Origin of the sequence: Caballeronia sp. BCC1704, assembly GCF_902833455.1 — a bacterium.
Lineage (GTDB): Bacteria > Pseudomonadota > Gammaproteobacteria > Burkholderiales > Burkholderiaceae > Caballeronia.
In genome coordinates this window covers 79,549-99,921 of the sequence record NZ_CADFFT010000001.1, presented here as the reverse complement: position 1 = coordinate 99,921, position 20,373 = coordinate 79,549, and the positions used below count along the sequence as shown (strand labels likewise).

Annotated in this window: 17 protein-coding genes; 4 read left to right on the top strand and 13 right to left on the bottom strand. The window is 59.3% G+C overall.

Annotated features, from left to right (window positions below):
- Positions 1-60: 60 nt before the first annotated feature.
- The 5 genes from HWX53_RS00460 to HWX53_RS00440 all read right to left on the bottom strand — a co-directional run bounded on the left by HWX53_RS00460 (position 61) and on the right by HWX53_RS00440 (position 6,908).
- Positions 61-411, bottom strand: a complete 351-nt coding sequence (locus HWX53_RS00460; protein WP_175938431.1) for a copper-binding protein — start codon at positions 409-411, stop codon at positions 61-63.
- A complete protein-coding gene (locus HWX53_RS00455; protein ID WP_175938429.1) occupies positions 408-3,608 on the bottom strand; it encodes an efflux RND transporter permease subunit in 3,201 nt (1,066 codons plus the stop codon). Before HWX53_RS00455 ends, HWX53_RS00460 begins: the two co-directional genes overlap by 4 nt.
- Positions 3,605-5,140 carry an efflux RND transporter periplasmic adaptor subunit gene (locus tag HWX53_RS00450; RefSeq protein WP_175938427.1) on the bottom strand — a complete coding sequence of 512 codons (1,536 nt, stop codon included), beginning with the start codon at positions 5,138-5,140 and terminating at the stop codon, positions 3,605-3,607. The genes HWX53_RS00455 and HWX53_RS00450 overlap by 4 nt, the downstream gene beginning before the upstream one ends.
- Positions 5,141-5,151: 11 nt before the next feature.
- Positions 5,152-6,453: a TolC family protein gene (locus HWX53_RS00445; RefSeq protein ID WP_175938425.1), complete on the bottom strand. Its 1,302-nt coding sequence runs from the start codon at positions 6,451-6,453 to the stop codon at positions 5,152-5,154.
- A gap of 92 nt (positions 6,454-6,545) precedes the next feature.
- Entirely contained in the window at positions 6,546-6,908 is a 363-nt protein-coding gene (locus HWX53_RS00440; protein WP_175938424.1) for a hypothetical protein, read from the bottom strand.
- A 559-nt stretch (positions 6,909-7,467) separates the two neighbouring features.
- Here HWX53_RS00440 and HWX53_RS00435 point away from each other — a divergent pair.
- Both HWX53_RS00435 and HWX53_RS00430 read left to right on the top strand, forming a co-directional pair.
- Positions 7,468-7,719, top strand: a complete 252-nt coding sequence (locus HWX53_RS00435) for a DUF2933 domain-containing protein (RefSeq protein WP_175938422.1) — start codon at positions 7,468-7,470, stop codon at positions 7,717-7,719.
- The gene (locus HWX53_RS00430) at positions 7,703-8,359 is read left to right on the top strand and encodes an isoprenylcysteine carboxylmethyltransferase family protein (RefSeq protein WP_175938420.1); all 657 of its coding nucleotides are present in this window, start codon (positions 7,703-7,705) and stop codon (positions 8,357-8,359) included. The genes HWX53_RS00435 and HWX53_RS00430 overlap by 17 nt, the downstream gene beginning before the upstream one ends.
- 75 nt (positions 8,360-8,434) lie before the next feature.
- Here HWX53_RS00430 and HWX53_RS00425 read toward each other — a convergent pair whose 3' ends face one another.
- On the bottom strand, positions 8,435-10,876 hold the full coding sequence (locus HWX53_RS00425) for a heavy metal translocating P-type ATPase (protein WP_175938419.1): 2,442 nt from the start codon (positions 10,874-10,876) through the stop codon (positions 8,435-8,437).
- Between the two features lie 211 nt (positions 10,877-11,087).
- Between HWX53_RS00425 and HWX53_RS00420 the strand changes: the two genes are divergently transcribed.
- On the top strand, positions 11,088-12,347 hold the full coding sequence (locus HWX53_RS00420; RefSeq protein ID WP_175938417.1) for a type II restriction endonuclease: 1,260 nt from the start codon (positions 11,088-11,090) through the stop codon (positions 12,345-12,347).
- 957 nt (positions 12,348-13,304) lie between these two features.
- Here HWX53_RS00420 and HWX53_RS00415 read toward each other — a convergent pair.
- Positions 13,305-13,619, bottom strand: a complete 315-nt coding sequence (locus HWX53_RS00415) for a DUF4148 domain-containing protein (protein ID WP_175940542.1) — start codon at positions 13,617-13,619, stop codon at positions 13,305-13,307.
- Positions 13,620-13,813: 194 nt separating this feature from the next.
- Between HWX53_RS00415 and HWX53_RS00410 the strand changes: the two genes are divergently transcribed.
- Entirely contained in the window at positions 13,814-14,572 is a 759-nt protein-coding gene (locus tag HWX53_RS00410) for a DUF305 domain-containing protein (protein WP_244139974.1), read from the top strand.
- A 102-nt stretch (positions 14,573-14,674) separates the two neighbouring features.
- Here the strand turns inward: HWX53_RS00410 and HWX53_RS00405 are convergent, their stop codons facing one another.
- From HWX53_RS00405 to HWX53_RS00380, 6 genes are all read right to left on the bottom strand, one after another.
- Positions 14,675-15,001: a four-helix bundle copper-binding protein gene (locus HWX53_RS00405; protein ID WP_175938415.1), complete on the bottom strand. Its 327-nt coding sequence runs from the start codon at positions 14,999-15,001 to the stop codon at positions 14,675-14,677.
- Positions 15,002-15,186: 185 nt separating this feature from the next.
- Positions 15,187-16,125 carry a CopD family protein gene (locus tag HWX53_RS00400; RefSeq protein ID WP_175938413.1) on the bottom strand — a complete coding sequence of 313 codons (939 nt, stop codon included), beginning with the start codon at positions 16,123-16,125 and terminating at the stop codon, positions 15,187-15,189.
- Complete coding sequence (gene copC / locus HWX53_RS00395) at positions 16,125-16,499, bottom strand: copper homeostasis periplasmic binding protein CopC (protein WP_175938394.1); 375 nt, start codon at positions 16,497-16,499, stop codon at positions 16,125-16,127. The genes HWX53_RS00400 and copC overlap by 1 nt, the downstream gene beginning before the upstream one ends.
- 45 nt (positions 16,500-16,544) lie before the next feature.
- A complete protein-coding gene (locus HWX53_RS00390) occupies positions 16,545-16,892 on the bottom strand; it encodes a copper-binding protein (RefSeq protein ID WP_175938391.1) in 348 nt (115 codons plus the stop codon).
- A gap of 60 nt (positions 16,893-16,952) precedes the next feature.
- On the bottom strand, positions 16,953-18,248 hold the full coding sequence (locus HWX53_RS00385) for a copper oxidase (RefSeq protein WP_175940540.1): 1,296 nt from the start codon (positions 18,246-18,248) through the stop codon (positions 16,953-16,955).
- A 2-nt stretch (positions 18,249-18,250) separates the two neighbouring features.
- A complete protein-coding gene (locus HWX53_RS00380) occupies positions 18,251-19,741 on the bottom strand; it encodes a TolC family protein (protein WP_175938389.1) in 1,491 nt (496 codons plus the stop codon).
- Positions 19,742-20,373: the final 632 nt, after the last annotated feature.

Genomic DNA, 20,373 nt, shown 5'->3' with positions numbered 1-20,373 from the left:
AGCAACAAGGCGCAGCTTGACCGTGCGCGGTCAGGCTGCGCTTGACGAGCCGTCAACGTATCAAGATTGCTTTTCCATTTTCACGATGGTCATCGCGCCGTTGACGTTCTCGACACGCACCTTGACCTTGTCGCCCTCGTGAACTCGTTTGAGCATGTCAGCATCCTTCGCCTTGAACGCCATGGTCATGGGCGGCATGCCAACGTTATCCAGCGCACCGTGCTTCAAAGTGACCATGCCGGTCGCGGTGTCCACCTTTTTGACCTCCGCGTCCGTCAGCGCGTTGTTCGACGTCGCTTTCGTGGCCGACGGCTTTGCGGACATGTTCATGCCCGCCATATCGTCGCCAGCAAATGCGGGGACGGCCACAACACTGGCAAGGGCGGTGACAGCAACAATCAGGTTCTTCATTGGGTTTCTCCGGTTTGAACAGAAGGCACTTTCGTGCCGGAAGGGACTGCATAAGGAAATTGCGCATGTTTCCTGAGGTGGCGACGCTGTAACAGGAACCATGCGGCGGGAATAACAAACATCGAGAGAATCGGCGCAGTGACCATGCCGCCAACCATCGGGGCGGCGATGCGCTGCATCACTTCGGAGCCGGCACCATGGCCAACCATGATGGGAATCAGCCCGGCAAGGACGACAGCAACCGTCATCGCCTTCGGGCGTACGCGCAGCACAGCACCTTCGCGGATGGCCTCGATTAGCGTGCCTTCGGTCAATGGCTCACCCAGTTCTAACCGTCGGTTGAGTGCCCCCTTCAGGTACAGCAGCATGACGACGCCGAACTCGGCCGCGACGCCGGCGAGCGCGATGAAGCCGACCGAGGTCGCGACGGACACCGCATGACCCAGTATCCAAATGAGCCAAAAGCCGCCGACCAGCGCGAACGGCACCGTCGACATGAGCAGCAGCGCGTCCGCCGCCGAATTGAAGGTGAGAAACAGCAGCACGAAGATGACGACCAGCGTCACGGGAATGACGGTGCGCAACTTCGCCGCTGCGCGTTCCAGGTACTCGAACTGTCCTGACCACGCAATCGAATAGCCGGGCGGCAACTGAACCTTCTCGGTGACCGCGTGCTGCATCGCCTGGACTGCCGATTGCAAGTCCACGTTTCGAATATCAACGTAGACGTATCCAGACAGCCGAGCGTCTTCGCTTCGAATCATGGGCGGACCGTCAGCGACGCGGATGTCAGCGACATCGCCCAACCGGATTTGAGCACCACGGTCAGTCAGTACCGGCAGGTCGCGGAGGTTTTCAAGCGAGTCGCGGACTTCGCGTGGATAGCGGATGTTGATAGGAAACCGCTCGCGGCCCGCAATCACTTCCCCGACGTTATCCCCGCCGACGGCGGTAGAGACGACCGACTGAATGTCGCTAACGGACAGCCCATATCGTGCTGCCGCCTGCCGGTTGATGTCGACGTCGATGTACCGGCCGCCGTTAAGCCGCTCTGCTAGTGCTGAGGTCACGCCGGGAACATCTTTCACCGCCGCTTCGACCTTTGTGGCTATCCGGTCAATCTGCGAGAGGTCGGCCCCAGAAATCTTCACTCCCACTGGAGTCTTGATGCCGGTAGACAGCATGTCCAGGCGGTTTCGGATAGGCGGCACCCAGACGTTCGACAGACCCGGCACCTTCACGGTCCGGTCCAGTTCGTCAACGAGCTTCTCGGACGTCATCCCGGGTCGCCACTGACTTTTTGGCTTGAACTGAATAGTCGTCTCGAACATCTCCAGTGGTGCTGGGTCCGTGGCTGTGTCGGCACGACCTGACTTGCCAAAGACCGACGCAACCTCGGGTACCGTCTTGATGAGCCGGTCGGTCTGCTGCAGCAACTCGGACGCCTTTTCGGCCGAGATTCCGGGAAGAGCCGTCGGCATGTAAAGCAGGTCGCCTTCGTCGAGCGGCGGCAGGAATTCGCCACCGAGCCGTGACACTGGAATCGCGGTCAGCGCCAGCGCAAGCACGGCAAGGGCGATGATGAACCACGGACGCCGCAACGTCGCTTCGAGCAACGGCCTGTAGAGCCGCACCAGTAGACGATTGATGGGGTTTGAGGCTTCATGGGGAATGCGCCCGCGAATCAAATAGCCCATCAGAACCGGCACCAACGTCACGGACAGGCCGGCTGCAGCGGCAATCGTGTATGTCTTCGTGAAGGCCAGCGGCGAGAACAACTTGCCTTCCTGCCCTTCGAGCGAAAAGACCGGGATAAACGACAGCGTGATGATGAGCAGCGAGAAGAAAAGCGCCGGCCCCACCTCGGCTGCTGACGTTGCAATCAGCTCCCATCGCTGCGTGGTTGTGATGGGCCTGTCTCGATGCGCGAGTTCATATGCCTCGAGATGTTTGTGAGCGTTCTCAATCATCACGATGGCTGCGTCTATCATCGCGCCGATGGCAATCGCGATGCCGCCGAGCGACATCAGGTTCGCGTTGACGCCCTGATAGCGCATCACGATGAACGCGGCGAGCACACCGAGCGGCAGCGACAGGACCGCAACCAAGGCGCTACGCAGATGGAACAGGAAGACCGCGCACACGAGCGCGACGACGATGAACTCCTCGATAAGCTTGTCCTTGAGGTTATCCACCGCGCGTTCGATAAGCTGCGAGCGGTCGTAGGTTGTCACCACTTCGACGCCCTGCGGCAGCGAACGCTTCAGGTCGGCCAGCTTCGCTTTGACCGCGTCAATGGTTGTCAGCGCGTTCTTGCCGGAACGCATGACAATAACGCCGCCAGCGACTTCGCCTTCGCCGTTCAACTCAGCAATGCCGCGACGCATTTCCGGGCCAATCTGAATTCGCGCGACGTCGCCGAGCAACACGGGCGTGCCCGCATCGTTCGTGCGCAGGACGACGTTGCGAAAATCGTCGAGCGAACGCAGATAACCTGACGAGCGGACCATGTATTCGGATTCAGCCAGCTCAACTACCGAGCCACCGGATTCCTGGTTGGCCTTTCCCAGGGCGTCCGTTACCAGCGCCTGCGTGATGCCATACGCGCGCAGCTTGTCCGGGTCGAGTACGACCTGGTACTGACGCACCATGCCGCCGATGCTCGCCACTTCCGACACGTCCGGCACGGATTTAAGTTCGAACTTTAGGAACCAGTCATTGAGCGCGCGCAGTTGACCGAGGTCGTGCTTGCCTGTGCGGTCAACGAGCGCGTACTCGTACACCCAGCCCACGCCCGTTGCATCAGGTCCAAGGGAAACCGTCGCGCCCGGTGGCAGCCGGCTTTGCACCTGGTTGAGATACTCGAGGACGCGGGAGCGGGCCCAGTATTGGTCAGTCTTGTCATCGAAGAGGACATAGACGAACGCATCGCCGAACGACGAATATGCACGGATGGTTTTCGCGCCCGGTACGCCGAGGAGCGTCGTCGTTAGCGGGTAGGTGACTTGGTCCTCGATGACCTGAGGCGCCTTGCCCGGATACGACGCCTTAATGATGACCTGTGTATCCGACAAGTCCGGTAGCGCGTCGAGTGGCGTCTCCTTAAGTGAATAGACGCCCCAGGCCGTGACCAGGGCGGTCGCGAGCAACACTAAGAAGCGGTTATGAATGGACCAGCGAATAAGGCGTGCAATCATTTGGCGCCTCCCGCCGGCTCAACCTTCGTCAGTTGGTAACCGTCATCGGACTGTTTGAAGACAAAGTGCACCGTCTGGCCGGGCTTAACGTCCGGGAACGCGTCGGGCGCCGGCTTGCCGAACGACATCGTCATCGGACCCCAGCCGAGCGCCGGCACCGGTTGATGCGAGAACGTGATGTCGTTGGGTGTCACCTTCTCGACCTTCCCGGTGGTCTCGTAAGCCTGCGCAACAGAGGACGACGACGCCGCATCAGGAGCACTCGCGCCCGCGCCGCTACCCTCGAGTCTCGGCAGCACGGATTTCAGACTGGCCTCGGAGTCAATCAGGAACTGGCCCGAGGCGACGACCGCTTGACCATCGTTCAGTCCGCTGCGGATTTCGGTGAAATTGCCGACGTCATTCCCAACGGTCACATTCACGGGCTGCAGACGGCCATCAGCGTTTTTGGCAATGACGACCGACCGCTTGCCCGTCGTGATGACAGCTTCGGACGGCACCAGCAGTCGGGAGACGGGCTTTTGCGCCGCAACGCGAACACGCATCAGCATCCCGGGGGTCAGCTTGAGCGCCGCGTTATCGATTTCCAGGCGGGCTTGGACTGTACGGCTTGTGGTACTGACGCCGGGTAGGATTTCGCGAATCTGCCCCTTGAAGTGTTGCGATGGGTCGCCGCTGAAAGTCGCATCGACGGTCATGCCCGGTTGCACGGTCAACGCGAGGCTCTCGGGGATTTCGACGATGAGCCACAGCTTTGACAGCCCCGCGACTTTCGCCAGCGTTTGTCCAGGCGTCACCATCGCGCCGTCCCGCACATTCAATTCGCTCACGACACCCGCCTCGGGCGACGAGAGGACAATATGTGTCTGTGCCTTTCCGGTGCGGTCGAGCGCCGCAATAACGTTTTCTGGGATAGACAGCGCCCGCATACGTGCGCGCGAGGCTTCCAGCAATCCCGCATCCATCGCACCGCGCTTGAGCGACAAATATTCTTCCTGCGGCGCCAGCCAGTCCGGCACATAGAGCGACGCAATCGGCGCCGCTTTTGCGATGCGTTGCATCGGGGCGCTTGCGTACAGGCGGTCGATGTAGCCTGTGACCCGTGTCTGCACGACGTCAACCTTTGACTCGTCAAATTGGGTGGTCCCAACGGCGTCGAATTCTTCCGTTGTTTCCTCGCGCTTCACGGTCGCGTAACGGATGCCGAGATTCTGCTGGAGGCCTGGGTCAATCTTGATGCCGGTCGAACCGCCGCCTTCGTCGGCATAGACGGGTTCGAGCTGCATATCCATGAAAGGCGACTTGCCCGGCTTGTCGAAGTGCTGGTTCGGCACCATGGGGTCGTGCCAGTACAACACCTTTCTGCCGGTTTTCGGGTCAACCCTGTCGCCCGGTGCAGCTTTCGCAGCCGGACTCATGGATGCATCGGCTTTGGTCGCAGCGTTGCGTGTGCCGGCGAAGTAGCCTGCGCCGGTCAGGACGGCGCCCGCGAATATCAATAAAACGGCACGGACCAGTGGTTTATTCATCATCGCTTTTTCCTTCACTGCGCAGCGGCCATCGTCGGTGGCACGACCTGGTATTCCAGCTGGGCCCACGTCTGTGAAACCTCGCGTCGGAGGTCGAGTACCTGAAGCTGCGCCTCGAGTTGCGCGCGTCGCGCCGCGAACGTGTCGGCAAGTGAGCCGGTGCCGCCCTTGTAGGCAGCAGTCGCAAGTCCGACGCGCTGGTCGGCGGCCGGCAGCAGGCTCTGCGTGAGATTCGCGATACGTTCGCGACCACTCGCAAGCGTGGCGGACTCAGTGCGAATATCCGCCTGTACCTGCCGCAGCGCGTCTTCATAAAGCAGGCGTGCTTTCGTGCCGAGTTCAGCCTTCTCGGCTGCGTCGCGGTCCTGGCGGTTCTTCCGGTTGAGGGGCAGCGGAATACTGACGCCCACCGACACCATGTTCGAATACGCGCCACCGCGCTGCTGGTAGGCAATCTCCCACGTCCAATTCGGGCTGCGCTCGCTATTCGCCACGGCCGTGTCGGCATCGGCGACCGTAATGTCACCGGACGCCGCGACGAGCGCTGGCTGGACCCGTTGAAGCTCCTCGGGCGGTAATGAGGGAACGTAAGACTCGGGCGCCGGCGGTTCGCCCGTCACATCCGAAACGGTAAATGCCGTCCAGCGCGATAAGCCGATGAGCGCGGTCTGGTAGGTCTGCTGTGCCTTGAGCAACTGGTCTTGAGTCTGAGCCAGCATGGCCTGGCCTTGAACGACATCGAAGGCTGTCGCCTTTGCACCCCGGTAGGAGGCTTTAGTCGCGGCGAGCTCGTGGCTCATATGGTCGAGCAACGCCTGCTGAAGCGAGAGCGCCTTTTTCGCATAGATGGCGTTGAGCCAGGCTGAAGCGGTTTGCTGGCGGACGTTGGTCACCTGAGCGAGATAGCCGGCCCTTTCGCGGCTGACCGTCTCGTCGGCCAAGGACGAGCGCAGGTGCCGCTTCTCACTTGAAACCCATTCCTGTTCAATGCCGATGCGTCGCATCGTCATGAAGTCCTGGCCGACGGTGAATTTCTGCGGCCCCGTCACCGGCAGGTTATCGACGCCCGCCTTGAGCATCGGGTCTGGTAACTGGCCGGCTTTCACGGCAGCCTCGGAACTAGCCCGGACGGAGGCCTGTGCGGCCTGCATGCCGGCAGAGCGGTCGGTTGCAAGCTGCAACGCGGCATCAAGCGTGACAGCCACTTCCTGGGCGTAACCAACCGGGCTGGCCAACGAAAAAAATAGGGCAGCGCAAATCGAAGGCGCGCGGAGGGATGCAAGCCGGCATTGCGGCTTGCCAATCGGTGAATTCATGTTCTAACCCCAGCAGCGGAATGCCATAGACATTCCACGTCCTGAATGCAGGACGACCTCGCCGCAAAGGCGGCGAACCAGTCAGGCGAGGATTAGATTGCTCGAGGAGGTCGCCAAAGCCCGCCCGGTTCGCGACCGGTAAACGACTCGGCGTAATGGAAGACGACCTGATTGCTGACAGGCATCGGGCGGCTGAAAGTCGCCTGTTCGGGAGGGTAGTAAATACTTGCGAACTGGCACTGAGCCGTGGTCTTACAGAACCCGCCCTTAGCCTTGTTCGCCGTCGAAGACTTCGTCATGTCGCAGCCAGGCATCTCGACGGACATCGAGCCGTCGTCGTGCATCGACATCGACTGCTGCATCGGACATTCACCCGCCAAGCCGGTCGCTGCCAGCCCGGTAAAGGGCAGCATCGCGCACAGCAGCAAAACGAGGAGGGTCCGGAAAATCTTCATGGTCACAATTCTAGCGCGAGCATTTTATCCTGTTTCTCATACTGGAATGCGTCGCGTTGGCAGCAGCAAAAAATCATGGGTACGCCGAGGGCGCCGGTGATGTCTGCAACGCGATGCCCGCTCCTCTACTCCCAAGATTGACCAATTAGTGCGTCGCCAAAAAAGGCACACGTCCCCACCGACCGGCGTCCGACTCTCGAATGGGACCGAGGGTTACGCTCTGCCAGCATCGCCCGCGTCAGTTGGGGCGTGTCTCAGAGTCATCCGACACTCAAGATAATGAGTCGACAGGCAAGGCTTACCTAAATGACAGGATTCTGAACGGATTGTCACGCAAAGGAACGGTGCGTCAATGGACCGTGACATGACCCGGTCGTGTTCTGCTTGGGCGGTGAATCTGCGACGCGTGTCAACTTCATCAAAGACGAAGGCACTTCACAATTTCTTGCGCTAAGTCAAGCGCTCGGCGGAGGACATCGATACAGTCAGTTGCATGCCATCTTAAGTGTCTGACTGCTACGACCGCAATCGTGGCGTCGACTTGCCAAGGAGCACCGCGATGAGGTCAATATCCCACGACGCGCCGTTCTGGAAATCGCGCGGCGCGCTTGCGCTTGTTGTCTTCGGGGCTATAGCCGCTTTCTTCATGTTTTCGGAGCACCGTGCGCATTTTCTCGGCTTCTTACCGTACATGCTAATCCTCGCGTGCCCGCTGATGCATCTCTTTATGCATCACGGGCACGCCAGTCATAGCCACGGCGACGCACGCGCCGCAGAGAAAAAGGGAGGTCAAGATGAACGAGCAAACTAGCGGATACGGGTTGTGGGGGTTGGTTGCCATCAACTCCCTCATATTCATCATCTTCGCCTTCAGTTTCTTTAAACCGAACACGCCCCGCGACTGGCGAACGTTTGGTGCCTTTAGCGCGTTCGTCGTAGCGCTGTTTGCGGAGATGTACGGCTTCCCGCTCACCATATATTTACTTGCCGGCTGGCTGCAGACGAAGTTTCCGCAAACAAACCTCTTCTCGCACGACGCCGGTCACCTATGGTGGATGTTGACAGGACGACACGGAAACCCTCATCTAGGGGTTCCTCACCTAGCGAGCATTGCCCTTATCTTCGGCGGCTTCTACCTCCTCTCGAAGGCTTGGCACGCGCTCTACACCGCGCAGCGCAGCGGTCAGCTGGCTACAACGGGACCGTATGCCCGCATCCGCCACCCGCAGTACGTTGCGTTCGTCATCATCATGGCAGGCTTCCTTCTGCAATGGCCAACATTAGTCACGTTGGTCATGTTTCCGATACTCGTCGTCATGTACGTGCAGCTCGCACGTCATGAGGAACGGGATTCCGAGAAAGAGTTCGGAAAGGCATGGCTCGATTACGCTGCTCGCACGCCGCGCTTCGTGCCTCGACTCTCTGGGGCGGATGCCGCACCCGTTCACTAGCGACCGTCGGCGTGGTGCTGCCAGGGCGATGTCGCCTACAGGATGACATCGCCCTTTAACCATGAGATGACGTTACTAAACCTTCGCGTTGCGCAACCGCAGGGCGTTGGTTATGACAGAGGCTGAACTGAGGCTCATAGCGAGCGCCGCAATCATCGGCGATAGTAGTAGGCCCGTGAATGGGTAAAGCACGCCTGCTGCCAGTGGAATCCCCAATGCGTTGTAGACGAAGGCGAAGCCAAGATTTTGCTTCATGTTCCTGACCGTGCTCTCGGACAGCTCTCGGGCTCGAGCGATGCCGCGCAAATCACCCTTAACCAAGGTGACCTGCGCGCTGCTCATTGCGACGTCGGTTCCCGTGCCCATCGCGACTCCGACGTCCGCCTTAGCGAGCGCTGGCGCGTCGTTTATACCATCGCCGGCCATCGCGACCACTTTGCCCGCTTCCTGGAACCGAGTGACGAGCGCAAGCTTGTCGGCGGGCTTGACCTCACCGTAGTACTCGTCAATGCCCAGCTTGCCAGCTACTGCCTTGGCAGTCACCACACCGTCGCCAGTTGCCATCACCACGTGAATGCCGTCATCAGCAAGACGAGCCAATGCCTCTGGCGTCGTCGCCTTTATCGGGTCCGACACGGCCAGAAGGCCTGCCAGCTTCGCGTCAACGGCCAAATACATGACGCTTGCGCCTTGAGCCCTTAGCGAGTCGGCGTCACTTGCTATCAGTCCAGCGTCAATGCCCTCTGCTTGCATCAGCGTGGTATTGCCTAGGGCAAGATTGCGGCCGCCTACAATTCCTCGCACGCCGATACCCGTGCTGGACTCAAATTCTTCAACTCTATCGAGCGTCAGGCCCTGCTCGCGCGCTGCAGCCACGATGGTTCCGGCGAGCGGGTGTTCGCTACCTTGGTCAAGGCTTGCTGCGAGACGAAGAACCTCTTGCTCCGAGAAGCCGTTGACGCCGACACAGCGTTGAAACGCTGGATGTCCCTCCGTGAGCGTGCCCGTCTTATCAACGATAAGCGCGTTGACTTTGCGCAGGTTCTCAATAGCCGCAGCATCCCGAAAAAGCACACCGTTCGTAGCAGCCTTACCGCTTGCGACCATGATAGACATCGGTGTTGCAAGTCCAAGCGCGCATGGGCATGCAATGATGAGCACGGCAACTGCATTGATGAGACCAAATACCCAGCTTGGTTGAGGTCCGAGCAAGCCCCATACAACGAACGTCAGGACAGCGATGCCAACGACGGCTACGACGAATACACCCGCGACCTGGTCTGCCATCCGTTGCATAGGCGCGCGAGAGCGCTGAGCTTGCGCGACCATCTGGACGATTTGCGACAATACTGTTTGGGAACCGACCTTCTCGGACCGGATAACCATGGTGCCTGTGGCGTTCATGGTCGCGCCAATTACACGGTCTCCGGGTCGCTTGGAAACAGGAATTGGTTCGCCAGTAATCATGGACTCATCGAGTGAGCTGGTTCCATCCGTGACGACACCATCCACCGGCACCTTTTCACCCGGCCGCACGCGCAAAAGGTCTCCAACATGGACGTGTGTCAGCGGAACATCCTCTTCGGTTCCGTCTGCATTGATTCTTCTGGCTGTCTTTGGCGCCAACCCCAAAAGCGCCTTGATGGCAGCTGATGTTTGCGAACGCGCCCTTAACTCCAGCAGTTGCCCCAGCAGCGTGAGCGATATAATGACAGCCGCAGCCTCAAAGTAGACCTCGACACGACCGTGTGCGACGAAGGTCGCGGGAAACACGCCTGGTGCCATGACAGCAATCACACTGTAGGTATAGGCCGCCCCAGTTCCTAAGCCTATGAGCGTCCACATGTTCGGGCTGCGATTGATGAATGACTGAACACAGCGCTCGAAGAATGGAAACCCCGCCCACAACACGACGGGCGTTGAGAGCACGAACTCAAACCAACTCAGCGTCGAAGCCCCTATCCAATGGAAGCGGTGGCCGAACATTGCGAGGACAAACACAACGGCGGTGAGCGGCAGCGTCCACCAGAACCTGCGACGAAAGTCCGCGAGCTCGGGATTCTCATCGTCTTCGAGGCTTGGCAGCAAAGGCTCTAGGGCCATGCCGCATATCGGGCAGTTTCCGGGATGGTCTTGCCGAATTTGAGGGTGCATCGGGCAGGTGTAGATGGTGCCCTCTGGCGCCGCCTGCGCGTCCGATTCCGCACTCCCGCTAATGTACTTCGTTGGACTGGCGACGAACCTGTCCTTGCAGGATTGGCTGCAGAAGAAGCACCGGTCTCCGTCGTGGTCAACGTGATAGTGAGAGTCCGCAGTGACTGCCATCCCACAGACCGGGTCAGTCAGCGGAACGGCGGCGGACTCTCGGGCGTCGGCCGAGCGATGCCCCTGGCCTTGATGGCGATGTTCGGCGCCGATACCGGAGCCCGCGTTGTGGTCGTGATGATGTTCGCGCTTTGCTTTCGCTGCGCTCGACGACTCGCCGCGCTTCTTACCGCCGTTAGGTTGCACGCTCATGTTAAGTGCTCCTTTTTCGGTCGTGCCATGCACGTGGTTCTTGCCGACGCGTCGTCAAATGCTCTTTTGCGCCGAGCTGGGACACCAGACAGCGAAGCGTCAAGCGCCCGAAATTCATTGTCAACCTTACGACGGTGGGAAGGTCAACGCAGCCTTCCAGATGTCCGTTGCATAGGTGATAGACTCGCTAACAATAAAACGTACGACAATAATGAACACCCTGCACACGCTTATCGAGCATTGGAAGGAAGACCCGGCAGGCACCTTTCAGACGTGGTTCCTTTGGCCTGAGCGGCTCAAGAACTTTCGTTCCATCCGGCAAGGCATCCGCCAAGTCGTCAAGGAAATCAATGCAGGGACGTTCGGGAACGCCTACCGAGGCTCTTCTTTGGAGACCGTCGTAAGCTCCATCGCTGAGCAGCGGCAGATTTTTCGAGGCGCAGACCACGCATTCCTCTGGAAACCCAAGCTCAGAATTCCGGACATCTACGAAAACCCGGCGAATCAGCGGGCCTTCGCCAAACTACTCGATACTTGCGACTGCTGTGACGAGGCGGAGGGCGTCCTCGCGGCGATACGAGCGCTCGACTCCCATGCTGTCAAGGGCCTTGGGCCCGCAGCAGCCAATTTGCTTTACTTCATTCACCCAACCCTCGTTTGTCCGTTCAACACGGCCATTGTCAAAGGCTTTAACGCGATAACCAGGGCTAACGTGAAGCTCGGGCGTTGGGACCACTATCTCGCAATGCGAAAGGGAATCCTTGAGCTAAATCATGAGCACCGCGCCCTCCTGTCGAACGACCTAGGCGCGGTCGCGGGGTTCCTCTTCGATGTCGGCATGGACCGCTACCCGTTGCCTTCGTCAAACGACGATGCGGCGTCCAACGATGCCTGGCTGCAGGACCTAGATGCTGTTCGCCAGCAATCCGTGACGCTCGCACGACAGCTCGAAGCGAGCCGACAGCAGGACGCGACACATACCGAGGTGCAGGGATGGTTGCGCGACCTCGGGAAATCGCTTGGCTATCAAGTCTGGATTGCGACCAATGACCGTTCGCGCCCTTACGGCAATGGAAAGCTGGCCGACGGGTGCGTGAGCGAGCTGCCGACGTCACTGAACATCAGCGGCGCGGACACCGTCCCATTGATTGACGTCATCTGGCTGAACGCCGACAAGTCCGTCGCGGCAGCGTTCGAAGTCGAGCACACGACATCTATCTATTCGGGCATTGTTCGTCTCCTTGACCTGGCTCTTGGCTCCGTCACGGCCGTACAGAAGCATCTATACCTGGTCGCTCCCGATAGTCGACAAGAGGACGTGCGCAGCCAGTTGGCGAGGCCTGCCTTCTCCCGTGTAACCGAACTCGGCATCAGATACCTCTCGTACGGTGCGCTCAGGGAGCACCGCGAAACCATTGCCCGTTTTGGCAGCGGTATGAAGCCAATCGAGGCCATCGCAACAGCACTATAGATTCAAGATTTCGCACGTCTTTGCAACGAACATGCAGCGTCGACGTCACGTCGAGTTGGCGGCCGGCAAGTATCGGCGTCCTTCCGGTGTGCCGCTGGACTTGCTTTCGCCTCGGCTCACTTCGCGCGGACTTCACTTCGAAGGATTCGTCGCACTTGCAGCTAAGGGTACGTCGAGGGCGCGCTTCGCGGCATACCGCTTCTTGTTGCGCTCGAGCGTCGCTTGAGCGGGCGGATACTCGGAGCGCCGAAAAGGTAGCCATCCATCTTTCCAGGCGGTTTGAAGCTCGACGTCCGCTTGTTGCTTGGTCTTTGCTGGTTGCGAAAGTGGCGGCTGTCCCGCAACACACGCGGAAACCCAAACCGCTAACGCGAAGAGCATTGCTAAGCGCCGCATAGGTTCCCTCCCAACGCATGGACAGCTTTCCTCACGCGTAGATTCTGCCGGGGCGCTGGTGCGGGAGAGTGACGGACAGATGAAACTTTTGTCATCTACGAGTCATGATGCCGACGGCCGCCATTCTCAATTCTATAAATAGACTCAGCGTGCATGGGATACGTTGACTCGGCGGTGCCGCCGGCGATGCGCCCTGTTACCGACGGGGCAAAACGCGCCCGGAATATAACCGCACTTCACTACAGATGTCTTTAACTCCTTGTTCGATACAGAAGCTACTTCAGACATCAAGCCATCTGATGGGTGGCAGTGTTTTTGGCAAGGGCGACGGTCCTTCTGACCGTCTACGCAAGAGATTTTCCAGTAATCGGACGCCCAGTCGGGGCCTTAAATTACCTTGGCTGTTCGGTAGGGGCGGAAGGCCGATTTGAAGGGGCCGCAGCAAGAGCAAGAGCGCCCCGGGATGCGTTAAAGCCAAGCTAACTCTGAGCGTGATGGAGGCGACTCGCCACGCAGCGTCGAATGATGCACGCGTGGCCGTCGGCATATGTCGTTAACCATCTACCGTTTCGGACCGTCGGACTCAAAGCGCGCGCGATTTCGTTCAATGGTCGCTTCGCTAGGAGGATAGTCCGAGCGGCTGGTCGGAACGAGGCCGGCTCTTTGGGCTTCAATCAATTCCTGCATGACTTGGGCGCGTGTTTTGCCCCGAGCTGCCACCGGCATATCAGTCGCTTGGGCACTGCCGTCTGCGACGGAATTGTCACGTGACGCCGCATGAGTCGTTGCGGGAGGAAAGTCATGCCCGGCGTCGGCAAACGAGCTACTCGCTACTGCGGCCAGCGTCACAAACAGCGAAACATATCGAAATTTCATTGGGACTCCATAGGTACATTGCGCGTCATCAGTGTTGATGAACAGCGCCATTCTGGATGGGCGCCCCTGAACGTCCCGTGACGACCGCGTGAAATATTCGTCATCTATTGCGCACGGGCGCACGGGATGCTGACCGTCACTCGCTGTACTGGGATGCAGACACACATAGTCATGGCCTTATGACGGAGGACGCCGTGGAGAATCGTAAAAGGAAGGAAGCAAGAGGGGCTGAAGCCTGCCAAGGATTCGCAGGCCGAGTGTTGCGTGCCGCTATCACGGCCGGTTCGGCCTTGGCAGTGTTCACTGCCATACCCGCATATGCGGACGAACCGGGTCGCGGGCTGACGGCGAACTTCGAAGTAGCGCTGATGGAGACAATCATTGACCACCATTTCTCAGCGCTGCGGATGACTGAACTCGCCGCCGGCACGGATGCACGAAGGAACGGTAACTTATCTCCCAATGAAGGAACGTCGCCTTCCCCGGGCTTTCCGCCGACGCAAGCTAAGGCCACTATCGATGAAATCAAGTCGAATGCGCGGATGGAAAATCGCACACAACGCGAGCAGATTATCCATTTGCAATCGCTTTTGCGCGACTGGTATGGAATCAACTATCAGCCGCAATTGCGGTCGCAACAAGAGGCAGCCATCGGGATACTTGAGCATGCGCAGCCGGGAAAGGCGTTCGACAGGGCCTATCTTGAGGTCTTCTCCCATCACCATTATCAACTCTTCAAGCCATTGAACGGATGCATGACTGGAGTAGACCGGCGCCACGGCCAGCTCATTCGCCTCTGCAATCAAATGTGGCACGCCCAGACGAGTGCGGTCGATGAGATGAAGCAACTGCTAGAGAGGAACTTCGGTATAGGCGACTATCAACCGTTCTCCGATACAAGCCCGTTGCAACCTGAGGGTGGAAGTCTGCGTGGTCAGCACAGCGGCGGTTAGCGGAGCGACCGACCCAGCACCTCGAGGTTTCCAAGGCTCCCGCCATTCATCGTCTGCGGGAGCTTCGGTCCGCTCAGCGAAAGCCGAGCGGACATGAGATGCTTAGGCCATCGCCCGACACTCTTTAGCGCACGCGCGGCATGCTTCAGCACATTGCTTGCAGTGCTCGTGCTCATGCTTCTCACACTCGGCAGCGCAAGCTTCACATAGCGATGCGCAAAGCGCGCATATGTCCTTGGCGTGCCGGCTGCCACGGGCCATCGCGGCGGAAGCAAGTCGGCATGCATCCGCGCAATCCATGTCCTGCCTAATGCATTCGGCCATTTCAGCGACGTTGCTTTCAGACAGGCAGGCAGTTGCACAATGGTCGCATGCGGCGGCGCAAGCGTCGCATGCGTCAATACATGACTGATGCTGTTGGTGAGCCATATCGTCCTCCTTGAACATTGAATGCTGGATGAGCCAGCCCAGGAGCTACGCATTCAACGTGCCCATAAGAAAAAAAAAGCCCGCAGGTCGCGCGGGCAGAAAAGACAGTCCTACTGTGACGCGGCTAGACGCTACGGATTCACCAGCAGGACCATCCGCGTGGACGAACAATGTGAAGGCGTTGATTACGCTGTGCCTGGCAACGGACTTGAAACAAGAACCGCCGCAGCGATGAGAACCGCCACCAGAACGATTGACTCGACATGCAACACCCGCGAAAAGCGCTTCAACGCGGGCTCAGCTCCACGCATGCTGTCTTGCTGGAGGGCGGCCAGCAGCCGAGGCATTTCGAAGAATCGATTGTGGCCACCCAGAGCGGCCGCGACCAGGACAAGGCCTAGCTTCAGCATGAGAATCTGCCCATAACCCGATGCGACAAAGCCTGCCGGGGTGTCCACACTGCGCAAGCCGTTATATGCGCCGGTCGCGAAGAGGACGAGCAGCGCAACCGTCGCGGTGTCAGACAGCGACTGAATGAACGACGCGCCGTTCTCGCGGTCCGTGTCGCCAGAGAGAAGGCGAGGAGCGACAACATAGCTGGTTGCGACGACAAGTCCAACCCAGACGCTAATGCTAAGAAGGTGAATCCAATCGGCCCAGACGGGCAGCGAGAAGAAGCCTGTCTCGACGGAGTGCCCTGTATTGCTTCTCCCGAGCGCGACCCCGGCAATACACAGCCAGGTGACCGGCATCAGTCGGCCGCGCGCCGATGTTGGCAAGGACAACAGAACCAAGGCACCGAGCGTGAGCAACGCCCCAGCAAGCCACGCATGGCCATACCCGGTTTCCCTCAGCATCGAGTAGACCGCCGGTCCGGCTTCGGCAACTGTCGACTCGCTCATAAGTGCGCAGTGAGTCCAGAAAGCCGCAATACTGGACAGTAGCGATGCGAAGCTTGCTAGCCGAGCGGTCAGCATCAGCCGTTTGCTCACGCTTGCCTGCCAGTGCGACGTCCTCCGGACAAGCCACCTGTCACATATGAGTGCACCGACCAGCGCCGCGAAGCTTATGTTCTGTAGGGCGACCAGCGTCAGTCGTAGCACGCCGAGGAAACCGTCGTTCATCACTTCACCGTGAAAGTGTAGGTGCCCTTGGTCTTGTGGGAGTCGCTCGTCATTACGCCCCACTGCACGGTGTACAAGCCCGAATCAAGTTTCGGCAAGGAGATTTTGAGCACCCGCGGGTTCGTCGAGTCGACCGTCGCCTTCTCTTTCGTCGCCGGTGCACCAGCCGCGTTCAAGACCTTGATGGTGCTGAATGAGGACTCGATGTTTTCGTTAAACGTCAGGCGCAACGCGTCGGGCGTGGCATCGACCGTGCTGCCTGCGGCTGGCGTTGCGCTTTCGAGCTTGCCATGGGCCGACGCAGCAACGGATACGAGACTCAGTGCAACCGTCGCCAATAGAGGCGCGAGGCCCTTGTTAATCCTGTTTTTCATGCTTGTCTTCCAGAGCGATGTCGGTTATTGCGTAGTGGTTCGTTGTTACTGCTTCTGCAACTTCGTGACCGTAAGAGCGCCATTTACCTCTTCGGCAACGAAATCAATCTTGTCACCCACGTTTACTTGCGACAGCATCGCCGGGTCTTTCACCTTGAAGGCCATGGTCATGCCTTCCATGCCGAGGTTCTCGAGCGGGCCATGCTTGATAGTCAGCTTGGCGGCGGCGTTGTCTATCTTCTTCACCTCGCCATGCGACATGCTGTTCTTCGCGTCACCGCTTTGCTGGGCGCCGCTCATCATGTTCATGTTGCTCATATCGCCCGCCGCATACGCGCTGGCGGACAGCGCTGCCGCGCAACCAAAGACCATCGAAGCAATTGCGTTTTTCATCAATTTCTCTCCATCAGTTAAACGAACATCCAGCCGTGCGCCTGCACGGCATTTCCTAAATCAGCCTTCCGGCAGGTCGCCGGTGTACTCGTATGCGACGGTGCCCTTGGGATGCTTGAACCAGCCCGGGTCCCGGTAATCGTTTCTGCCAAGGCCTTGCCGCACCTTGACGACAGTGAACATCCCGCCCATTTCTAACGGACCGAACGGACCACTGCCAGTCATCATCGGCAGCGTGTTGTCGGGAAGGGGCATTTCCATTTCCCCCATCGCCCCGCCCGTGCTGCCCATGGCCATGTAGTCGGGAACGAGCTTGTTGATGCGCTTGGCCAGGTCTTTCTGAGGCACGCCAATCATGTTCGGCACCTGATGCCCCATTGCATTCATCGTGTGATGGGACTTGTGGCAATGAAATGCCCAGTCACCTGGACGGTTCGCCGTGAACTCAATTGCGCGCATCTGTCCCACAGCGACATCAGCGGTAACTTCTGGCCAGCGCGCAGCTGGAGGTATCCAGCCGCCATCCGTGCCGGCGACCTCGAAGCTGTAGCCATGCAGGTGAATCGGGTGGTTCGTCATCGTCAGGTTGCCGAAGCGGATGCGCACTCGGTCACCCGCACGAACAGGCATGGAGTCAATTCCCGGAAAGACCCTGGAATTGAAGGTCCACATATTAAAGTCCGTCATCTCGTTGACGCGCGGTGTGAAGCTGCCAGGGTCAATGTCGTAGGCGGCGAGCAGAAAGACGAAGTCGCGGTCCACAGGCATGACATTGCGGTCCTTCGGATGCACGATGAAAGTACCCATCATGCCCATGGCCATTTGAACCATTTCATCGGCATGGGGGTGATACATGAAGGTGCCATGCTTCTCGAGTTGGAATTCGTAGACGAACGTCTTGCCTGGCGGAATATGGGGCTGTGTCAGTCCGCCAACCCCGTCCATCCCAGAAGGCAGCAGCATCCCGTGCCAATGAACGGTCGTGTGTTCGGGCAGCTTGTTGGTCACAAAGATGCGTACCTTGTCTCCCTCGACTGCTTCGATAGTCGGGCCAGGCGTCTGACCGTTGTAGCCCCAAAGGTTCGCGTTCATGCCTGGCGCCATCTCGCGTACCACCGGCTCTGCAATGAGGTGGAACTCCTTCCATCCGTTCTTCATGCGCCATGGCAGCGACCATCCATTCAGCGTCGCAACTGGCGTATACGGACGCCCGTTGGGCGGTGCGAGAGGCGGCTGCGTGACGGCGTTAGCCATCGTTGGTGCTTCGGGCAGCGACGCCGCGCCGGCCTTGCTCACCAGGGCTGCACCTAGCAAAGCAGCGCCGGAACCGCCGAGAAAAGTTCGACGAGAGACCATCTTCATTTACCTTCAGTATGTGTTTGCGGCACCGACTGCGCCGCGGACGCCGGCGACGGCGCGCCTTCGGCTGGTCCGTGTGATGCGGCATCCGTATCGTGCGTAGCTGGCGCTCGCACCGGTGGGTTCGGGGTTGCCGGAAGTCGTCCGCCCAGCGACTGCTGTAGGTCGGTTTCAGCAAGCCAATAGTCTTTCAGTGCGTCGATGTAGCCGTTGACCGCACTGACCTGGTCGCGCGAGTCGGAGAGCAATTCGAAAACGCTTGCAAGCATGCCGTTGTAGCGAAGCAGCATCTCATCAGAGATGGTCTTGCGCACAGGGACGACCTCGTCACGGTAGTGCTTGGCGACGTCGTAGCTGGTCACGTAGGCGGAGTACGATTCGCGGACTTCCGACCTCGCGTCAATGGCTGTCTGTGCGAGGCGGTTGGCCGACTGCATGTAGATGGCTTCCGCCCGGGCCACCTTTGCGCTACCCCAGTCGAAGATGGGAATCTCAACGCTTATTTCGTATCCACGCTCTTTGCCCTTGTCGGTTTCGAAGTTGTTCTGGTATCCGACCTCCAACGCATTGACGAAGCGAGTCGCCTTGCCCAGACCCAGCGATGTCGCGAGCCCTTGCACTTGGAGCGTCCCCGCCTGAATATCTAGGCGGTTCTGCATCGCGAAGGTCTCGAGCTCATTCAACTGAGGCCTGTCTTTCGGCAGTTCCGGCAAGCGGTCGGGGAGCTGATACTGCGCGCCGGAACCCCAAAGGCCCATCGCGCGGGTGAGCTTTTCGCGCGCGGAAATTTTCTGCTGTCGAGCCTTGGCCAACTGTGCAGCGGATTCAGCATAGAAGGCTTGCTCTCGCGCGTAGTCGAGCTTGCTGAAGTTGCCCGCCTGGCGCATGCGCGAGGCGAGTTCAGCGCCAGCCTCAGCAGAATCCTTGACCTGCTCGGCGTACGTTGCGGCCTGTTCTGCAGCGACAGCGTTGACGTACGCCTTACGCGCGTCAGCCGCCACAGTCAGCATGGTGTTCGCGGTCTCGAGCTTTGTCTGCTCGAACCGACGGCTTTCGATACGCGAAGCGACAGGGAGCGTCAGCACACCGAGAACCGCCATTGAGAATGTTCGGCCGATGCCAATTCCATCGCTCCAATGTGTCCTGCTGAAGGTAAAGCTTGGATTGGGTAGGCGGCCCGCTTGGACCAGGTCGGCTTCGGAAATGCCGAGCTCGCCATACGCGGCTTGGAGCCCACGATTGTTGAGCAGCGCAACCTGCACGGCATCGTCCATCCCAAGCGGTTTGGCGAGAAGCTCCTGCGTACGCTTATACGCAGCGTCCCGGTCTCCATCGGTCTTGATGTAGACAGCATCCTTGCCAAGACGGTCGGACGCGACCGAAGAGACGCTGCTGAAGCCGCCATCTTTCGAAAAAGTGGTGCACCCAGCGAGAAATACCGCAGCGATTGCAACGCAAGTTGCACGGGTATGTGCAAGATGTCGCGTCATTTCGTGTGGCTCCCGTGCTGGTGTGTATTTGCCTCGGCGGGAGCGGCTGTGGTAGGCGCGGAGTGTTGCATCGCGCCGTTGCGCTTAGGGGCAACGTCACGGTTCAGTTGTTGCCAGCTCGGGCTTTCGCCGTCTTTGAAAGATGCGTACTTATCGAACGCCGACGGTACTTCGATTGCCGGTGCCGACGCGCTAGCATCGGTAGGGTCGGGGATTGTCGACGTGGCTGCCTGAGCAAGCGACGGCAACGTGCAAGCGGCTACGAACGCCGCAAGGAGTTTTCGCATGAATTGTTCTCGTCATGAATCGTCAAAGTCGGTGGTCGACTCCGACTAATGCCTGCCGCAGCTGGATGCTGCGAGTTTGCGGACTAGACGAGACGCGGCCTGGGCGGTCGCTCGATGCCGCCAGTCAGAAACGAAACGACCGGAAGCGGCATTGACGGAAGAACGATGGTATGGGCAATCTCAGTGAAGTTGGACGGCGCCGAGACCCCGACAGCGGCCGCGCCGAAACAGCAAGACGCGCAGCTCGAGCAGGCGTGATGATGGCCGTGCGAGCCGGTTGATTGACCGGTCGCGTGCGTCCCCTGAGCCTCTACAATCTTGTCATCGCCCGTGATGCTTGCCGAA